This is a genomic window from Paenibacillus uliginis N3/975, assembly GCF_900177425.1.
Taxonomy (GTDB): domain Bacteria; phylum Bacillota; class Bacilli; order Paenibacillales; family Paenibacillaceae; genus Paenibacillus_AQ; species Paenibacillus_AQ uliginis.
The window spans coordinates 4363375-4382824 of sequence record NZ_LT840184.1 but is presented as its reverse complement, the minus strand read 5'-3'; the positions used below and the strand labels follow the sequence as shown (position 1 = coordinate 4382824).

The following is a 19450-nucleotide window of genomic DNA, read 5'->3' as shown; positions in this document are numbered from 1 at the left end:
GTATCCGCTCCGAATACCTTGTATACTATCAAGTGTTGTCCGGAAAGTTTAACAGACAATCGCTGGCGGTGAGAGCCGCGAGAGGAAAGTCCGGGCTCCATAGGGCAGGGTGCTGGATAACGTCCAGTCAGCGCGAGTTGAAGGATAGTGCCACAGAAATGGACCGCCGATGGCCGCTTTGCGCGGCACAGGCAAGGATGGAACCGAGGTGTAAGAGACCCCGAGGAACGCTGGTGACTTCGTTCCTGGTAAACCCCACTTGGAGCAAGACCTAATGGGACGTAGCTTCTTTCGAGGAAGCAGCCTTAGCCCGAGGCGCGTCCAGGTTGGTCGCTGGAGCCGTTCAGTAATGACCGGCCTAGATAGATGATTGTCGCTTATGGTGGCAGGGTAGTTCCCGTTATGACCACGAAGAGCACAGAACCCGGCTTATGGTAAGCTTTCCCAACTGCAACAATTATTATAGTTTCACCCAGGTATATGCATGATTATAACGCGTATTTTTCCGGATGATCTTTTCAGATCTGCCGGGAGGGTACGCGTTTTTTCGTGATGCTATTCATGGGTGGCACGGCCTGTACCCCGGGCAAACGTTCATTTTTATATTATAAATGTCTTTAACGGACAGACGTCCATACCAATTAGGCCTCTGAGTAATAAGCTGTTATCATCAACGGAAAGGAGTGGCTAGCAATGTCTTGTGAAAATATTTGCCCAAGCGTTTGTCCACCGGTGTCTCCAATCATATGTGAGCCAATCATAATTGTTAAAGATCATTTTGTACCACAAATCGTACCTGTCATTCATCCGATTAAAGTTGTAGATAAGGTGCATTGTGTTCCTGTACAACATCATGTTTGGACGTACTCCAGGGAGAATGAAGAAGTGGGGGGCGTAACCGTTTCCGGCAAATCGTCAAAGAAACGTTCCGCTCGAGTTTCGCGAGCCCGGCACAAGAAATAAATATTTTTTTACTGGATTAAAGTGGCATAGAGACCTTCAAAAAGTTCGTTTCTAAGAAAAATTTAATAAAGCAGCTTCCCCTTAAGGCGGAAAGCTGCTTTATTTTACTTGTTATCGTTTGAACTCAACCTGTGAAGCTCTTCTTGCAGCCTCTGGAGGACATGTTGCGGCCACAGCTGTAAAGGCATACTCTGATTGCCAGCAGCCTGCAGTGATCGGAAAACATCAACTTGGCCGTTACCGTAGTACTTGTCCTTTCCTTTATCACCAAGATCAATGGCTTGAGAAATCATGAGATCCATCACTTCCCTATTGGTCAGATCAGGATTCATGGAACGGATGAGTCCCGCCATCGCAGCCACATGCGGACTTGCCATAGATGTACCGGATAAAGCTGCGTACTGATTGCCAGGATAGGTGCTGGCAATATTTGTACCAGGCGCAGTGACGTCGATATAATCCCCATAGTTCGAATACTCGGCACGGCTCATATCCTGATTGGTGGCTCCAACTGCAAGCACTTCAGGGTAAGCTGCCGGGTAACCTGGACGTTCCGTATTGTCATTTCCCGAAGCGGCTACAAGCAGAACGTCACGGTCATAGGCATATTTAATCGCATCATGTAGAAATTGTGAATCGGCATAATTACCGAGGCTCATGTTAATTACTTTGGCGCCGTGATCTGTTGCCCATATAATACCTTCAGCAACAGCGTAGGTTGTGCCTGATCCGCTGGCGTCCAGCGCCTTTACAGGCATGATTTTGTTATACCAGCTCATACCAGCAACACCTTCTCCGTTATTTACCAGAGCACCGATAATACCGGCTACATGTGTGCCGTGCCCCACATCATCGGTAGGCTTCTTCTCTGGATTTACAACGTTATAGCCTGATACGAATTGACCGTTTAAATCCGTATGGTTAAGGTCTGCACCCGTATCAACCACGGCAATAATGACGTCCTTACTTCCTTTGGACAAGTTCCAGCCCCGATTTGTTTCGATAGCAGGGAGGTTCCATTGATACTGGGAAAAGAGTAAGTCGTTAGGAATATTAGCCTTTTCGAGTGTCGGGTCATCAGGAGTTTTGTCGTTCGTTAAATATACGTAATGTGGCTCCGCGTATTTAGGGCTCCATTTTTCAGTGAAATAAGTGTGAAGAGCTTTGTAATCCAGTCGATCGGATCGAAAAATATAGGCATAGCCAAGTTTACGGTGAGTACCGCCTGATATCTCCTTGGCGATTTGTTTCAGTTCCAGATCCGTTGGTTCTTGCTGGAATCGGATTACAATTTCATTCTCGTAGAAATGACTCGCTTTTTCGTTGTCATGCCCGGTCTTGACCGTAATATCCCGGAGTGTATCCGTGTGAACGGACTCAACTCTAAACTTTCCTTCTTTTGGATAAGGAATCAAACGCAAATTTTTCTTTTGATGGTCTGATACATGCATCAGCACTTTCATGTTGATTAGAGCGGCGGCACCGTATTTATGATCGGTTGAAGGCTCTGCAATAATACAGAACGGCTCACCCGCCATAGTAAATTTTGGAGATTCATACCCTTTTCCACGTTGAAGATTTTGCTCGGCTTGTCGTAGATGCTGCTCCAATTGGCGTTTGTCTTTGGTACTCCAGTTTCGGGTCTTACCGTTCACTTCGGTTTTCTTTCGGTTTTTCAGGTCATACCATACAAAATTTTCACAATGGTTGTGTGTACGCTGATGCTTCTGTACAAATTGCTTTATTTGCTGCGGATTATGCGGCTTCTCCTGCTTTAACATAGCCTGCAGGTGCTGCTTTGCATCCATTCGGCTTAAACGATCGGTAGTATTAAGGTCACCCTCTATAGCTGTTAATTTAAACCGTTTCTCTTCCTTGGATGGTAACGGCTTGTTTTGGATTCCAGAAGCTTGCTCCGGGAGATTAGGGTCAGGTATCAGCAAAAAGACGACGAACAGACCCAGGATCGCAGCAGTCCCCAATAAACTCCATAGGCGGCGTGAATTCATATTCATTCTCCTTACTGATGAACATTAATTTTTCTTTAGCGTTGGGAGAGAAGGCGTATTTTATGCGTCTTGATTGGAGTATTGGAAAACATGCTGATTCTGAAGAAAAATATCCTATAAAAACCCTTGAAAGTGTATTCATTATAGGGATTTCTTAAAGAAGTTTTTTATGGTAGGATAGTACATAATCATTGACCGCAGGCATATGCTTGGACGGTCAGTAACCATTTTAAGGGGGAGCAACCGTAATGCCAGCAGACAATCTTCAGAATCTGTGCGCGGAGACAAGGGAGAAGCTCAAATCCGCTATAAGCATCATGGAAACGTTTTTGAATGAATACGCCTTGCCTCAATTAGTTGCAGAACAGGATGAAGAGACTAATCATTTTTACAAAGGATTTCTTTCTGATCTTCGCCATTTGCTTACGTTTTCGGAGGTTTCCTTCGAGAAACTCGGTATTGTTCAGCGTCGTCCTAATTTTGATGCTGAGTTTGCCGAGAAGGAGTTGTATCATGTATATCATCGCTGTGTAAACAGTTTCTTTTACCCTAAAAATGAAAGCTATTCCGAGGATGGCCGCTATGCATACACTGGCCAGGACGCAATACGGTTTCGTAAGAAGCCCATTCGTCCGGCAAGAGACGTCATCATGGATATTACGAAAATTTATGAAGAACTCCGGGATGATCTCAACTACTATGAAAGTGATTATCTCACCGAACGCCGAATGCAGGCAGAAAGAAAGCACGCTTAATTGTTAAAATTAATCACTTTATATAATTTGAAGGTCACGTGAAGAGATACCTACCTATATGGTCATCTCTTTTTTTGTACGTCTTAACACCAACTGACAGTTCTTTGAGTGAATACACCTTGTCATATACGGAGAAAATGTGTACGAGGTGATTCTAAATGGCCAATGAAGCCAAACCATATGTCAAATGCAGTGTGAGCAATTGCAGCTATTGGGGCGAACAAAATGTGTGCCGTGCCGAAATGATCATGATTGAGATTGATCGTCATGCTAACGTGCATCTGGGTGATGAGTTTGCCGATGAGGACTTTGTCAACAATCATCAAGATACTGCCGGCACTTCTTCTGGAACTTGCTGTTTGACGTTTAAACCGAAAAAAGCATAATAACGCTTAACCGTCTTTTAACAACAGGGAGGTGACAGCATTGAGTAAAGACAAAAAACGCAAGAAAAACAATTTCAAGATCGTTGACTCTAAACGCAGCCGTGTGGATTACCCCCGCAAAGATCATCAGGAAGAATATGCAGCTGAGGTGGCTCCTCCTGTCGGGACAAGTGTTCAAAACAGCAGAAGCGTGGAGAGTGAAGTTGATGACGGTGCGACAGGCCGCATAGCAGGATATGTAGGATTGGGAATTGGCATTGCTTCGTTATTTATGTGGTCTGTGATTTTAGGGCCAATTGCAGCTGTTATTGGTTTCTATGCCTATTCTCAAGACAGGAAAACGCTCGGAGCGTGGTCGATGGTTCTCGGTATTTTGGCAACCATTAGCTATTTTGTTCTTATCCCGTTTGCGAGGTAGTACGAAATATGTTTATCAGGATATTCCTGAACAAATAAACAGACAATTCGCTATTTTGAAGGGCGGGTTGTCTGTTTTTTTGTCGAAAGGGTATAGCAGATTGTCCCAAAAGGATGTAAAATGGAAATTGAAACCTAAGAGGAAGATGTGATGAATAAAATGCAGATTGATCTGGCAACGTCAAGAAGTATGGTAGAGCTTCAGCGTTCCATGACAAGCGGTTCTGTTGGCCTGACGGAGAGTTTGGGAGTAACGGAGAACAGCACGGACTTTGGATCTGTACTAAGCAGCGCGATGAGCGGTGCTCCTGTTTCTTCAGGGACGACTGTTAAATTGGGCCCGGGGGTTACATGGGAGGACGGCTTGTTGTGGCAGCAACTTGGAACAGTGGAATACCAAGGTGAGGCTGCTGAACAGGTAACCGGTTCTTCATCGGTAACAGCTGCAGATCTTCGTGAGGATTCTATAGTAAAAACAAGCTTCGAGGAATTAATTACCGCGGCTGGGGAAAAATACGGAGTACCGACATCCCTGATCAAAGCGGTCATCGATACGGAATCGTCGTTTAATCCGAACGCAGTATCATCCGCGGGAGCGAAAGGCTTGATGCAGCTGATGGATGGTACAGCCCGTGGACTCGGTGTTAGCAATTCTTTTGACCCGGCTCAGAATATTGACGGCGGGGCCAAATATTTATCGTATCAACTGCAGAAGTTTGGCGGGGAAATTGCCATGGCTTTGGCTGCCTATAATGCGGGTCCTTCCCGTGTTACACGTTTGGGTGTATCCAGTGATGCAGAGCTTATTGCTCAAGCACATCAACTTCCTTCGGAGACACAGGCATATATTCGTAAGGTAATGAATGCACGTACGAAATATGAGGTATAGCCTCTGATATATATACGGCGATGGAAAGGATCAAACGGGAGTAAACGGCGGGCCACAGGCCATGGCCGGCTATACCGTTTGATCTTTTTGTGCAAATATTGGAATTTATATATTTCGCGTATAAATAATCTAATATCTCTCGAAGGAACGCTCTTCATCCTCATGTAGGATGTCGCAGGCGTTTCTTCTTGTGATAACAGGAAGGAGACTGAATGATGTTATATTGGGATCATGCGGCCACAACCCCACCTTACAAGGAGGTTGTGGAGACAATGGCAGAGATCATGAATCAGCATTATGGTAATCCATCAGCTCTTCATCAGGCTGGCGAGGATGCTGCTAAGCTGCTGAAGCGGGCCAGAGAAGTATGTGCAGGAACGCTTGGTGTACAGTCGTCCGAGATTGTGTTTACTTCAGGAGCGACTGAGGGAAATAATATAGCCATTAAGGGAGTAGCGATGCACTACCGCTCCCGGGGACAGCATATAATTACAACGAAAACGGAGCATCCGTCGGTTTATGAATGCTGCAGGCAGCTCGAAAGTTTAGGGTGGGAAATTACATATATTCCTGTAGACGAGTATGGGGTAGTCGATCCGCTTCAGGTTGCATCTGTGATCAGAAAAGATACCGTATTGGTAAGCATAATGCATGTGAATAATGAGACAGGAGCGGTTCAACCTCTGAACGAGATCGGGAAATTGGTTAAGGAAAAGAACAGCCGGACATTGTTCCATGTGGATGGTGTGCAGGGCTTCGGTAAGCTTTCTGTTTCGTTAAAGGATTGGAAGGTTGATTTATATACATTATCTGCGCATAAATTCAAAGGACCGAAGGGTGCGGGGATTTTGTATGTACAACAGGGAATAAAGTTGTTTCCTCTGTTGGCTGGTGGTTCCCAGGAGAATGGTCAGAGACCCGGAACTGAAAACGTGGCTTCGGCAGTAGCTGTTGCGAAGGCAATGAGACTGGCACAAGAGCGCCAGGATACCTTTTATGATAAAATAGGCAAGCTGCGTAGTCTGCTTCTGAATGAAATCCGGAGTATTCCAGACTTTGTACTGAACAGCAGTGAGAAGGGGGCCCCACACATTGTTCATTTCTCATACCCGGGCTTAAAGCCGGAGGTGCTGGTTCATACATTGGAGGAACTCGGAATGCTTGTGTCGACCAAATCGGCATGTTCATCCAGGAATAGTGAACCAAGTCGGGTCTTACAAGCTATGGGCAAAGATAAGGAAATAGCCGCAAGCGGCATTCGTATCAGTATGGGATGGGAGCACACGGATGACGATATGAATCGTCTGGTTATTGCTCTCCGCCAATCAGCCGATAAGCTTCGACCTTTAAGCGCTAAGAGGGGGTAAAATCATTTGAATATAACCTATGACATGCTGCTTCTCCGTTTCGGAGAATTTACCCTGAAGGGGAAAAACCGCAACCGTTTTGAGAAATCTGTGCTTATGCATGTAAGATCATTACTAAAGGCATACCCTAAAGCTAAAATCTTGAGAGAGTATGGAAGAATATATGTGGAGTTGAACGGGGAACCGGCTGAAGCGTTAACCGGAGTGCTCAAAAAGGTCTTTGGAATCGTCTCTGTTAGTCCTGTCCGAGTCTGTCCGCCGGAGCTTGATGAAATTGTCAAGACTGCAGTTGATTTTATAGGGCAGACTGATCTTTCGGACGAGACAACGTTCAAGGTGAATGCGAGACGCGTATGGAAGGGTTTCCCACATTCTTCTCAAGAGATGAATCATCTGATTGGTTCTCCTCTGCTTCGAACGTACTCACAACTCAAAGTACAAGTAAAACATCCGCACATTGAGCTCAAGATCGAGATCCGCGAGGACCAAACCTATCTTTATTACGAGGTCATTCCAGCCGTCGGCGGGTATCCGCTCGGGACGAACGGAAAGGCAATGCTGCTTCTGTCGGGGGGGATCGATAGTCCGGTTGCCGCCTGGTCTGCTATGCGGAGGGGGCTGGAAATTGAATGTGTGCATTTTTACAGTTATCCATACACGAGCCAACTGGCCAAAGAAAAGGTTATTGATCTGACGAGAATATTGTCCGGTTATGCGGGCCGCATCAAGCTTCATCTTGTACCTTTTACCGATGTACAGACATCCTTCACTGGCATTGGTCAGGATAATTTAATTATTACGTTCATGCGCCGTGCAATGCTCCGCATTGCTACTATGCTTGCTGAACGTGAAGGTGCGCTCGCTCTCGTAACGGGGGATAGCTTGGGCCAGGTAGCCAGCCAGACGCTGCCTAGCATGAATGTCATTGGCAGAGCCACTGAACTGCCGATTCTTCGTCCGCTTATAACGACCGACAAGAATGATATTGTGAATCTGGCCAAGCAGGTCGGAACTTATGAGACCTCTATTTTACCTTACGAGGATTGCTGTACATTGTTTGTCCCGAAATCACCAACAACGAACCCTAACCTTCGGATCGTGGAAAAAGTGGAAAGTTCCTTGCCAGGCTTGTCTGAACTTATTCAGATAGCTGTTGAGCAGACGGAGACCATTATTGTAACACCGGAGCTGAGTTTAGACCGGAATCTTGAAGAGATTCAGGACGATGTTGTTAAAGAGAAATGGTTCTAGAATTGCATCCAAGATATAACAAAAGGACTTCCCATGGTAGGGAAGTCCTTTTAGTTGAGAGATAAGAAAGTATAAACTTCGGAGTAAACGGCATCCTTATCTCGCAAGAAAAACTACCGCTAAGTGCGGATTGTCTTTATTGAGGTACCTTATGGTTCACGAAGTACTAGTTTGTTCACGGCGACGGCGATTAGATTTCTTTTTGAAATGTCCTGCAGCCAGAACACCCATGATAATCGCTGCAATGAACAGACCACGTACAAGGGAGTGGGATTCAAAAAACGCTTTAAAATGTTTTTCGCCCGTGATCATTGAGGCGGCTGTGAATCCCAATACTGCTGCTCCTAGATAGATGATCCAAGGGAACCGGTTGATCAGTTTGATAAATAGCGTACTGCCCCAAACAACGATAGGAACACTGATTAGAAGACCAATGATGACGAGAAGTGTATTATGTTTCGCTGCACCTGCTACGGCAATAACGTTATCTAAACCCATAGCTGCGTCAGCGACGATGATTGTACGGATAGCAGCGCCCAGGTTTTTCCCTGCCTTGATATCCGTATGGTCGTTCTCATCTGTCAGAAGCTTGTACGCAATTCCGATAAGCAAAATTCCTCCTACCAGCATTAGCCATGGCACATTAAGCAGCCAGACTACGAGAATGGTAGCAATAATGCGGAGTATAACAGCACCGGCAGTTCCGTAGATAATTGCCTTTTTTTGAGTAGCCGGTGGAAGATTTCGGGCAGCCAAGCCAATGACAATGGCGTTATCTCCAGCTAGGACGAGATCTAAGAACACGATGTTGATTAAGGCCAAGAAAAATTCCACAGTTGTGGTATCCATGTTTGTCACTCCTCTTGTGTTACGGTTCCACCTAAACAAAGTGGATTTATTATAGGCCTATTTTTTCAATCGTGCAAGCATAGCCTGCACACACCGCTCATATGTGTTAAGTGGGGGGGTTGTCAGGTGGAGACGATATGGCTGTTAGGACAAATATTAATCATTAATCTGGTGCTAAGCGGTGACAACGCCTTGGTCATTGCTATGGCGAGTAAGGATCTTCCTGAGAAACACAAGAAAAGGGCAATATGGATCGGCACTTTGGGTGCAGTGTTACTGCGGTGTGTTCTCACGTTTGCTGCCGTATTGCTTCTTAAGGTACCGTATTTACAAGCCGGAGGGGCTCTACTTTTGTTGTGGATTGCATTTAAACTGCTGGCTGACCAGCATGATAGCGGCATCCGTGTCACTGAATCTTCGTCTGTGTGGAAAGCGATCAATACGATTCTTATTGCGGATTTTGTAATGAGTCTGGATAATGTTCTTGCGATAGCAGGTCTTGCGAACGGTGATTTGGCTTTAATTATGATCGGTATCCTGCTTAGCATCCCCATTGTCGTGTGGGGAAGCGGTATCATATCAAAGTTACTTCAGAAATTTCCGATCCTGCTGTATATCGGGGCAGGAATTCTTGCTTATACGGCAGGGGACATGCTACTTCAGGATTCCAAGGCTGGACTACTTATTGCCTACTGGGCACCTCAGTCCCATAGCATTTTACCTGCAATGTTGGCGCTCTTGGTCATAGGCTTAAGCGGATTAAAAATGTTAAAAAAGTAAGGCTGTATGTTATAGAACGGGGATGCCCACAAGGTCCAAAGAGATCCTAGGGCTCCCTTTTTTTTCGTTGTGAATCGAGTCCAACGTTTTTTTATGGGGTACAAGCTCAGGATATGGTTTTTTTTGTCGGTTTCGGATAAGATTAAGATAACTACATTTTCTTGCGATCGTACATATTAAATAAAGAGGGTGATGAGATGTCCTCCAAAAAAGATTTAATGCTCGGTTTGTTTATCGTTACGGCAGGCGTTGTAATTTTGCTCGGTAAGCTTGGAGTGTTTGGGTTTTTGGGCCGTACCTTATGGCCGCTAGTCCTGCTTCTACCGGGTCTGCTTCTTCATGTATTGTTCTTTGGCCGTCGTGCGTCAGCAGCGATCTTGATCCCCGGCGGGATTCTGACGGTTTATGGAGTGCTGTTCCTTATCTGCAGTTTCTGGGGATGGGATCTGATGCGCTCGTTGTGGCCGATCCTTATTTTGGGTGTTGCAGTAGGTTTATATGAGTATTATATTTATGAGAAACCTCGTCCCGGGGCCGTATTTCCGATGGCACTTGGTCTGATGCTTTTATCGGTTGTGATCTTTATTTTCACTTGGTTAGACACTGGAGCGTTTTATATTATCGCGCTTGTTTTGATCGCAGCAGGGATCTGGCTTATTTATGGACGTAACCGGACGAAGGGCGGAAAATGGAGCCGCGGATGGTAATTTTACTGGAAATTTTCTGAAAAGACTTGATTTCTGTATCAGATTACCTATAATATAGTGGTTATGTTGAAGCGTCGGTTGGCATTAACGCCCGGCGCTTCTTTGGGTGGCTCATTCGAAAAGAAGGGATTTGAGATATATTTATGCAATCTAGAGATCAGATTCGCAACATCGCAATCATTGCCCACGTTGACCATGGAAAAACGACGCTTGTCGACCAGTTGCTGCAGCAATCCGGTATTTTCCGGGAGCACGAAACTTTGCAGGAGCGGGCGATGGACTCGAATGACCTGGAACGTGAACGCGGGATTACCATTTTGGCCAAAAATACGGCCATAACGTATAAAGATTTTCTAATCAACATTGTGGATACTCCAGGCCATGCTGACTTTGGTGGCGAAGTGGAACGTATCATGAAGATGGTTGACGGTGTACTGCTTGTTGTTGATGCTTATGAAGGATGTATGCCTCAGACGAAATTTGTGCTTGGCAAAGCGCTTGCGCACAACCTAACTCCTATTGTTGTTGTTAACAAAATCGACCGTCCGGCAGCTCGTCCGGCGGAAGTTATAGATGAAGTTCTGGACCTGTTTATCGAGCTTGGCGCGAACGACGAACAACTGGAGTTTCCAGTTGTGTACGCATCCGCACTGAACGGTACTTCAAGTCTTGATGCAGAGAAACAGGATGACAACATGCTTGCTCTGTACGAAACGATTATCGAGCATATCCCTTCCCCAACCGAGAAAGTGGACGAGCCTTTACAGTTCCTCGTAACATTGATGGACTACAACGAATATTTGGGTCGGATTGCTGTTGGCCGCGTGAACCGTGGTATTATCAAGCAAGGACAACCAGTTACCGTTATGCTCCGCGACGGTTCCAGCAAGACTGCTCGTATTGAGAAGCTGTTTGGTTTTCAAGGTTTGAAGCGTGTAGAGATCGCTGAAGCGGGAGCGGGAGACATTGTTGCCATTTCCGGTATTAAAGACATTAACATTGGCGAAACCGTTGCGGATCCTCAGCATCCTGAAGCCCTTCCTGTGCTTAAGATTGATGAGCCTACACTGCAAATGACGTTCCTCGTTAACAACAGTCCGTTTGCAGGACGTGAAGGTAAATGGGTTACATCCCGTAGACTGCGTGATCGTCTCTTTAAAGAGCTGGAAACAGACGTCAGCCTTCGTGTGGATGAGACAGACAGCCCGGATGCTTATATTGTATCTGGTCGCGGCGAGCTTCACCTCAGCATCCTGATTGAGAACATGCGTCGTGAAGGATATGAGCTGCAGGTATCCAAGCCTGAAGTTATCGTAAAAGAAATCGACGGTGTCAAAATGGAGCCGATCGAACGTCTGATGATCGATGTGCCTGAAGACAGCACGGGCGCAATTATGGAAAGTCTGGGCTCCCGTAAAGCCGAGATGGTTAACATGGTTAACAGCGGTAACGGTCAGGTACGTCTAGAGTTCCTGATTCCTGCTCGTGGACTGATTGGCTATCGTACTCACTTCCTGACACTGACACGTGGTTATGGTGTGATGAACCATGCTTTCGACAGCTACGGACCGCTACATGGTGGCCAGGTTGGCGGACGTCACCAAGGTGTTCTGGTTTCAACCGAGAACGGATCAACGACATTCTACGGCATGATGTCCGTGGAAGACCGTGGAACACTGTTCCTGGAGCCAGGTACTGAAGTTTACGAAGGTATGATCGTCGGCGAGCATACTCGTGATAACGACATCGTTGTAAATATCTGCAAAGAGAAGCAGCTTACTAACGTACGTTCTGCTACGAAGGACGATACCGTTAAGATGAAAACACCTCGTATGTTCTCATTGGAGCAAGCGCTAGAGTACCTGAATGACGATGAATATTGTGAAATTACACCGAAGTCCGTTCGTCTTCGTAAGAAGGTTTTGAACAAGAGTGAACGCGAACGTGCAGAAAAGCATCGTAAAATGGCGGAATCGAATCTATAATAGAGAGAGCAACCTTCTCTAATATAGAAGTCGCTGAATGTGTTTCCTATCGTAAAGGAGTGAACCTGTTATGCAAGTCTGGTTTGCCGCGCATCCTCTCATTTCCTATATCATCATTTTTGTGCTTATTACTTACGTGTACAACAAGGTGTTCCGGGTGAAGCAGAAGCTTCCGCTTCTGAAAGAAATTCTCCTGTATATCCTGATGGCACTGGGCTCCGGCATGCTGCTCATCTTTCAAGTTGACAAACTGCCGATTATCCAATGTCTGCTCGTTGCAGTGGCGCTGATGTTGATGGTTCGGATCCGCTATTTTGTAGAGGACCGTCAGAAAAGGAAATCTCAGACGGAAGCGAAAACACGCTAAATTTTACCCTGCCGGTTGATCCGGAAACTTTTTGCCAGTCACCCTCGTTTATAAAAGAGAGAGAAGTACACATGGTCCGGTAAATGCTCCTATGTTGGGGTGTTTATCGGACATTCCTCTAAATTGAATGAAAAAAGGTGTTATGATATGAGTTCTGGTCAATCTAATCTACCTCCGAGAGCAAAAAGCGGGGGACAAAGCAAAAAGAAGCCGCCTCCAAAGAAAAAAAGCGGTGTGAAATCATTTTTTAAAATTATTCTGATTCTTGTGCTACTGGCGGTTTTAGGAGTTGCGGTTTATGCCGGAAGTTTATACCTCAAGGTTGAGAACGGTATACTTGATACCGGTAATAATGAGAAGGTAGCCCCGGAGCAGTCAGCTAAGGTCAAACCGATCACGATGCTCCTGCTTGGTACGGACCATCGGCCGGAAACCGGGACTCATCTTACGGATGTGGTTATGGTCGTTTCGATGCATCCGGAGACGAATTCAGCCACATTGATATCATTGCCAAGAGATACAAGCTTGCAGCTGGAAGGTTATAAATCCAACCAGAAGCTGAATGCTTTCTATCCTATATTCAAGACGCAGGAAAAGAAGAGTGGTATTCTTGCCGAAGACCAAATGAAGACGATGCTTGGAAAATATCTGGATGTGGATATAGACTACGTTACCGTTCTTGACTTTCAGGGATTCCGTGATGTAGTTAATGCCCTCGGTGGAGTGAACGTGGACGTGAAATATAACATGTGCCACCGGGACTCTGTGGACGGAACCGATATAAATTTGAAGGTCGGTCCGCAAGAGCTTGATGGAAAGCAAGCACTGGATTATGTCCGCTACCGGAAGTCGATGAACTGTAAGCCGAAGACTAAGGAGTCCAACGACTTTGACCGGAATGCCCGTCAGAGTGAGGTGCTTCATTCTCTGATCGACCGAATGAAGTCGTTCGGTGGAGCAACAAAAGCGTTTAATGTACTTGATGCGGTGGACGATAATATGAAAACCGATCTTGAAAAAGATCAGGTTAAAAATATGATCATGGCGTATTACGACATTAAAAAAGAAGATGTGAAATTTGTGCCGCTTACTGGCGAATGGCGTAGTCCTTTCGTTTATATTAGCGACAGTGAGCTGACGAAAGCGAAGCAAGCATTGAAAGATGAACTGGCCGGCAAGCATACCCGTGAACCGGAGGGTACAAATACGGAATCCGCATCTAAGCCGTGACAAAAGAAGGCAAGTTTTACGCTGTGATATAATACAATGTAACAAACGAAAGTTCATTGTACAGGAGGCCGGTGTAATGTCCCAACCCACTACGCAATTGACGGAAGCTTTGATGCAGAAACTGCAGCCCGAAACATTCGTTTTGCTAAATACGGTGGATGCTGAATCCGGCGGCCCGACTTCGAGCATTATTTCATGGATTTATGTGGTAGATCCTTTCACACTCCGGTTAGCGATTGATTATCGTTCACGGCTTGTGAACAATCTCAAGCAAAATCCACTTGTGACCGTAACGGTGTATGGAGACGAACAAGTATTTGCTATCGGAGGTCGTGCTGAAGTTCGTCAGGGCCCTCTGGATGAAGTGCCATTTGACATGTGTTGTTTCGACATTCATGTTGAAGCGGTGAGGAATGCACTTTTTCACGGTATTGAATTAGTTGCATCTCCTGAGTATGTTAAAATTTATGATGAGCGCGCAGCCGAAAAGCTTGACGGACAAGTTTTTGCTGCCATGCGAAAAGCCTAGTGATGTTATCACTGGGCTTTTTTTGTACGTTTTTGCAGATTTTTGCGTGGCAAGTACGGACTCTGTCATTACATTGACAGCTGTTGTCGTAAACTGCCTATTTATTGTAAACCTCTTGTATTCTGAAAGGAGGTGATGGTTAGTAATACAGCAGCGCGCCCTGGCCAATAACTTGAGAATAGCAGTCTCAAAGGTTCATTTTGTCCTTTCATACAGCATAGAACGAACTATATGGGGTTTGCTTCGATAATGTGGTGGATGTGTGTAATGAAGGAGCAGTGGAGGGGATACGATGAAAAAAATTTTTGTACTGGATACCAACGTTCTGTTGCACGATCCTAATGCAATTTTTGCATTTGAGGAGCATGATGTGGTCATTCCCGCTGTTGTACTTGAAGAAATCGACTCCAAGAAGCGAAATGCCGATGAGCTCGGACGGAATGCCCGCTCTGTATCACGTCTGCTTGACGGACTCAGGGAGAAGGGACAACTGCATGATGGTGTTCCATTAGAACACGGAGGCAGACTCAAGGTTGAGCTGAACCACCGCAGCTTTGTTAAGGTACAAGAGATGTTTTGCGAGGCCTCGAACGACAATCGGATTCTGGCCGTCGCTTTGAATTATAAATTGGAGGAAGAACCTAAAGAAAATTCGCGTCCTGTCGTGTTGGTCAGCAAGGATGTGCTGGTCAGAATTAAAGCGGATGTGCTTGGTCTGACAGCCCAGGATTATTTGTCTGACAGAACAGCGGACCCGAGTGAGTTGTATGCAGGCCATACAACTCTGAAGGTACACCCATCAGTAATAGATGAGTTTTACAGCTATCGTTCATTACCAATCAAGCCTCTTCAGCTTCCGTATACCCTCTTTCCACATGAATTTGTTATTTTGAAAGACGAGATGGGAAGCGGAAAGTCGGCATTGCTTCGCGTGAACTCGGATGCCACAAGGCTGGAGCCTCTTTATCTCAGCAACGATCCGGTGTGGGGGATATCAGCCCGCAATGCTCAACAGAGAATGGCTTTAGAGCTATTATTGAATGACGATATACCATTGGTTACGATAACAGGCAAGGCCGGTACAGGCAAGACACTGCTCGCACTAGCCGCCGGTTTGTGTAAAGTAGAGGATGACCACAAATACAAAAAGCTGCTGATCGCAAGGCCGGTCGTTCCTATGGGGAAAGATATCGGTTATCTACCCGGTGAAAAAGAAGAAAAGCTCCGCCCGTGGATGCAGCCGATATATGATAATCTGGAATTTCTGTTCGATACAAAAAAAGCAGGCGATATTGATAAAATTTTAATGGGGCTTGGAAGTATTCAAGTAGAGGCACTGACTTATATACGAGGACGCTCCATTCCAGGCCAGTTCATTATTGTGGATGAGGCCCAGAATTTATCCCGACATGAAGTCAAAACGATCGTCTCCCGTGCAGGGGAAGGAAGTAAGGTTATTTTGATGGGAGATCCGGAGCAGATTGATCATCCCTACTTGGATGCTGTTAGTAACGGGTTGACTTATGTTGTTGAGCGCTTTAAACAGGAAAGTCTGAGTGGTCATATCACGTTGACGAAAGGCGAGCGGTCGAAGCTGGCCCAGTTGGCGGCAGATTTGCTGTAAACTCTATTTTCCGGGAAATGATACAATCTGGAGGGTGTTGTCCGAACAAAAGATTTCTAAATGAATAATAGGAACAACTCTCAGAAAAAAAGCAAAAGCAGGTTACCTGATGAGTTTGGGTGACCTGCTTGATTTTTGTACCTTAAATAAGACCTAATCGATGTGATGTTCAAGCCAAGAATCTTTAGTTCAATTGAAATGGTGAAAAATGGTCTTGTTTATCTATAAAAAAGGTAGGACAAGAGCCCTATGAGTCTGGTAAAATAAGGACAGAGCTCAAGAAGGAAAGGAGAAGGTATGAAACGAAAAAACTATTGGTTTCTTTTTGCCATATTACTTCTTTCTTTAACCAGCCTATCTCCGAGCTTTGAATTTACTAGACATATAGGCAGTGATCCTCCTGGCAAAGAACCTGTCCCGCCATCACAAACGCCTGATACACCGGAGAGTGACTTGGGACCGATACAAATTGCTGTTCAGATGGACGATGCTGAGCTCGATACACTTCATCAGATGAATGAACAATTCATGGAGAAGACAGGTGCAGAGGTTGAGATCATTCCTATGGAAACGTTAGGTTCTAGTGAGGAATCTCTTATTCAAAAAATGAGCCTTGGCGAAGGTCCTGATGTTTTATTCATTGACAGCCACTGGATTAAATCGCTCGCGGTTAAGGGGTTTTTACGCCCAATAGACGCTTCACAAGCTGTTGTGCCTGATTCTCAGCTTTTGGGGGGCTTGCTTTCGTCTGTTCAGTGGAACGGTTATCAGTGGGGGATTCCGTTTGATATGGATCCTTATGTACTTGCTTGGCAAGCGGATGAAGAAACGGTCTCTGAGCTGCCATCCAGCCGTAAGAGTTGGCAGGATTTCAAGAAAAGCATGGGAAAAAAACCTGTGTTTGTCTTGGATCCGGAAGATCCGTATGCATTTGCGGCTGCTGTAAGTGCACTGAGTGGTGATCCTGCAAGACCGGATAAAGAGATATTGCGCATGCTGGCTCCTCCTGCAGGTGCTTCCTGGCTCAAGCTGACAGATGACGTAGCGGCTCTGATGGAGGAGATAGAAGGCGATAACGCTTCTGTCGCTATCGCAGCTTATTCCGTCTTTAGGAGGGACTTTCCTGAGGGATATCGACTTTGGCTTCCAGACTACAGCAAGGAAAAACGAAAACCTGTTGTTCGTTCCCGAAGTGTTGCTGTAACCTCACAGAGCGAGTCATCTCAGCTTGCGATGGCCTGGGTTTCTGAGATGACATCGAAAGAAATGGAGCGTAAATGGGCTGAAAGTACAGGTAAATTACCAGCATTGTCCGATTTTTACAGTATTACTGACAGCGCTATCAATCGTTCGGAGAGCTGGAAAGAATCTTTGGACCGGCTTCGATCGCTATTGGAACGTGAAGAAGCTGTGAAACTGGATTTCGGACGCGGGGACGGCTTTTTAATGTATTCGAGGTTAGTGAGTGACCTTTTGAACGGTCATATGACTGTAGAAGAGTTTCGGGAACAGTATAAGGTTTCATCTAAATAATTCAAGAAAAGCTGCCGATTTCGGCAGCTTTTTCTTTTTAAGCGATAAGAAAGTATAAACTTCGGAGTAAAGTGGATCTTTATCTCGCACTCTTACATGTCGAGCTCAAGTTTAACATACAGGACCTTATTATCAGTGCTAACCTCCGTTGCCTTTAGGAAGGAAACGAGCTGTTTGGGATAAAAGTTCATATCGAACTCGTTCTGGAGTGCTTGCCTAGTCGTATCAGGCAGTTCGATCCGATTGAATACAAGCTTGTCGATCTGAAACATTATAGCGTTCTCGGGATCATTTATGATGGTGTAACGTCCTTCAATGAGAAGTGATAAGTTACCGCTTTCTCCCTCGGCAGATATTTTTCCATCGTCAAAATGAAATGCAAAGGTGTTAAACAATTCATTCTCTGACCTCAAAAATTCATTTAAATCATTTTCATTAATGTTAATCGTATATTCTTTTCCGTTCGTCTTAAGCATATTCTTGCTGCCCTGGATAAAGGTAGGGAGGTTATTCATAGCACCAGCCAGAGCCTGAAAGTGGCGTTTAACCTCATAGATACCGACGTTCTCCCAATACAACGTAAATTCCTCGATTAACTTAGCCATAGCCTGGGGATTGCTGCTGGAAGCAAGTGCCCCATTCACCTGTTCCTCCAGTGCCAGCACACGCGCTCTCTGCTTGACAAGGTTATCTTTAACTTCCGTCAGCTGGGCTGCATTACGGGAAGCTTTCATTTGAGCAGACACAAGCTCTTTATACTGTTGATTGTAAGCTCTTAAGATGGCTTGGTCATTTTGTATAATCAGATCGTAAAAATCCAGTATTCTGAAAAATCCGGTTAGACTTTGTGCAGACAGAAGCAGGTTGAGCAGACTTTCACGTTCTCCCATATAGTAAGCCCTTAGAACGATACCGGCCTGTTCTTGGCGTTCTTGGATTTGCAGTTCGATGTTTGATATTTTGGTCTCCAGAGAGCTTTGGATTTGTTCAAGCTCTTTTTGTCTCTTTCCGATTCGTTCGATCTCATGATCGATTTCCACAATAGATAGGCTGTCCTCAAGCAGCTTTCGTGCTTCTTCCGAGTCGACTGCTGTCGTCTCAGGAAGAGCAAATGCGGTTTTGGGACCTACAGCGGTACCAATGATAAGCAGCATGCAGAGGAGAAGTATTATGTATAGGCGTGGTTTATGCGCAATCAAACGGGTATCCCCCTTGATAAAAATGTCTGGTTTCTCAGGAATACGCAATCCCTTCATTTTAACCAATATATGACGTGTAGTGCTCAAATATCAACCCTTGTCTTATTTAAATATAGCCGTTAATTCAGATGAAGCAGTATGTAAGCGCATTAAAAAAGCGACCGGCAAAAGACTGCCTGATCGCTTTTTTATCTGTTTTCATAAGCTGGGATGTTAGAGTGGTAGGCCCATTTCGAAGATCGTCCAATAGCTGAAGCCGGTAAAGGTCACGATCATATAAGCCCAGAAGAGAAGAATATAGGTTCTCTCCGTGAAGTTCAAATATCCCAGAATCACGAAAAACGCCGTCTGCAGGAAGAAGAGCAGAGCCATTTCAACCAAGCCCCCGGCAAAAGCCATCAAACCGATGGTCAGTGTGAAAAAACCGAGTACTCGAAACATGCGTGCCACGATCATATCCTCCTCTCATATGTACGGACAATGCTTATTGCTATGTACATTATAACGTCATGGTAAAATCGTGTAAATGTCTAACTGGCGAAATCAAGCTGAAATTTCGAATAAATGTGATTTATGTACTTGAAATATGGAATGGAGTCGTATTTTTACT

19 protein-coding genes and 1 other RNA gene are annotated in these 19450 nt (G+C 45.3%); 16 read left to right on the top strand and 4 right to left on the bottom strand.

Going from position 1 to position 19450, the window contains the following annotated elements; all coding sequences use genetic code 11:
* The first annotated feature begins 43 nt into the window (after positions 1-43).
* Positions 44-447, top strand: an RNA gene (gene rnpB, locus B9N86_RS20925) — RNase P RNA component class A.
* A 246-nt stretch (positions 448-693) separates the two neighbouring features.
* A complete protein-coding gene (locus B9N86_RS20920; RefSeq protein WP_208915078.1) occupies positions 694-963 on the top strand; it encodes a hypothetical protein in 270 nt (89 codons plus the stop codon).
* Between the two features lie 104 nt (positions 964-1067).
* Here the strand turns inward: B9N86_RS20920 and B9N86_RS20915 are convergent, their stop codons facing one another.
* A complete protein-coding gene (locus B9N86_RS20915; protein WP_208915077.1) occupies positions 1068-2972 on the bottom strand; it encodes a S8 family peptidase in 1905 nt (634 codons plus the stop codon).
* A gap of 248 nt (positions 2973-3220) precedes the next feature.
* On the opposite strand from B9N86_RS20915, the gene B9N86_RS20910 reads away from it, so the two are divergent.
* The 6 genes from B9N86_RS20910 to thiI all read left to right on the top strand — a co-directional run bounded on the left by B9N86_RS20910 (position 3221) and on the right by thiI (position 8037).
* Entirely contained in the window at positions 3221-3727 is a 507-nt protein-coding gene (locus B9N86_RS20910; protein WP_208915076.1) for a YpuI family protein, read from the top strand.
* A gap of 158 nt (positions 3728-3885) precedes the next feature.
* Entirely contained in the window at positions 3886-4113 is a 228-nt protein-coding gene (locus B9N86_RS20905; protein WP_208915075.1) for a DUF1540 domain-containing protein, read from the top strand.
* A gap of 40 nt (positions 4114-4153) precedes the next feature.
* Positions 4154-4531, top strand: a complete 378-nt coding sequence (locus tag B9N86_RS20900) for a hypothetical protein (protein ID WP_208915074.1) — start codon at positions 4154-4156, stop codon at positions 4529-4531.
* 159 nt (positions 4532-4690) lie between these two features.
* Positions 4691-5419 (top strand): lytic transglycosylase domain-containing protein, encoded by a 729-nt coding sequence (locus B9N86_RS20895; RefSeq protein WP_208920589.1) that lies wholly within the window; start codon positions 4691-4693, stop codon positions 5417-5419.
* Between the two features lie 215 nt (positions 5420-5634).
* Positions 5635-6786, top strand: coding sequence for a cysteine desulfurase family protein (locus B9N86_RS20890; RefSeq protein ID WP_208920587.1), 1152 nt, complete (start codon positions 5635-5637; stop codon positions 6784-6786).
* Positions 6787-6798: 12 nt separating this feature from the next.
* Positions 6799-8037: a tRNA uracil 4-sulfurtransferase ThiI gene (thiI, locus tag B9N86_RS20885; RefSeq protein WP_208920585.1), complete on the top strand. Its 1239-nt coding sequence runs from the start codon at positions 6799-6801 to the stop codon at positions 8035-8037.
* 156 nt (positions 8038-8193) lie between these two features.
* On the opposite strand, the gene B9N86_RS20880 is transcribed toward thiI, so the two are convergent.
* A complete protein-coding gene (locus B9N86_RS20880; RefSeq protein ID WP_208915073.1) occupies positions 8194-8886 on the bottom strand; it encodes a TerC family protein in 693 nt (230 codons plus the stop codon).
* A 126-nt stretch (positions 8887-9012) separates the two neighbouring features.
* Between B9N86_RS20880 and B9N86_RS20875 the strand changes: the two genes are divergently transcribed.
* From B9N86_RS20875 to B9N86_RS20840, 8 genes are all read left to right on the top strand, one after another.
* The gene (locus B9N86_RS20875) at positions 9013-9666 is read left to right on the top strand and encodes a TerC family protein (RefSeq protein ID WP_208915072.1); all 654 of its coding nucleotides are present in this window, start codon (positions 9013-9015) and stop codon (positions 9664-9666) included.
* A gap of 197 nt (positions 9667-9863) precedes the next feature.
* On the top strand, positions 9864-10373 hold the full coding sequence (locus B9N86_RS20870) for a hypothetical protein (RefSeq protein WP_208915071.1): 510 nt from the start codon (positions 9864-9866) through the stop codon (positions 10371-10373).
* A 143-nt stretch (positions 10374-10516) separates the two neighbouring features.
* Positions 10517-12358 (top strand): translational GTPase TypA, encoded by a 1842-nt coding sequence (gene typA / locus B9N86_RS20865; protein ID WP_208915070.1) that lies wholly within the window; start codon positions 10517-10519, stop codon positions 12356-12358.
* A 70-nt stretch (positions 12359-12428) separates the two neighbouring features.
* Positions 12429-12725, top strand: coding sequence for a YlaH-like family protein (locus B9N86_RS20860; protein ID WP_208915069.1), 297 nt, complete (start codon positions 12429-12431; stop codon positions 12723-12725).
* Between the two features lie 147 nt (positions 12726-12872).
* Positions 12873-13955: an LCP family protein gene (locus B9N86_RS20855; RefSeq protein WP_208915068.1), complete on the top strand. Its 1083-nt coding sequence runs from the start codon at positions 12873-12875 to the stop codon at positions 13953-13955.
* Positions 13956-14031: 76 nt separating this feature from the next.
* Complete coding sequence (locus tag B9N86_RS20850) at positions 14032-14484, top strand: pyridoxamine 5'-phosphate oxidase family protein (protein WP_208915067.1); 453 nt, start codon at positions 14032-14034, stop codon at positions 14482-14484.
* Between the two features lie 292 nt (positions 14485-14776).
* Entirely contained in the window at positions 14777-16108 is a 1332-nt protein-coding gene (locus B9N86_RS20845) for a PhoH family protein (protein WP_208915066.1), read from the top strand.
* A gap of 297 nt (positions 16109-16405) precedes the next feature.
* Entirely contained in the window at positions 16406-17641 is a 1236-nt protein-coding gene (locus B9N86_RS20840; protein WP_208915065.1) for an extracellular solute-binding protein, read from the top strand.
* Positions 17642-17733: 92 nt separating this feature from the next.
* Here the strand turns inward: B9N86_RS20840 and B9N86_RS20835 are convergent, their stop codons facing one another.
* Positions 17734-18840 (bottom strand): coiled-coil domain-containing protein, encoded by a 1107-nt coding sequence (locus B9N86_RS20835; protein WP_244562780.1) that lies wholly within the window; start codon positions 18838-18840, stop codon positions 17734-17736.
* Positions 18841-19053: 213 nt separating this feature from the next.
* Positions 19054-19290, bottom strand: coding sequence for a DUF2626 family protein (locus B9N86_RS20830; protein WP_208915064.1), 237 nt, complete (start codon positions 19288-19290; stop codon positions 19054-19056).
* Between the last annotated feature and the right edge of the window lie 160 nt (positions 19291-19450).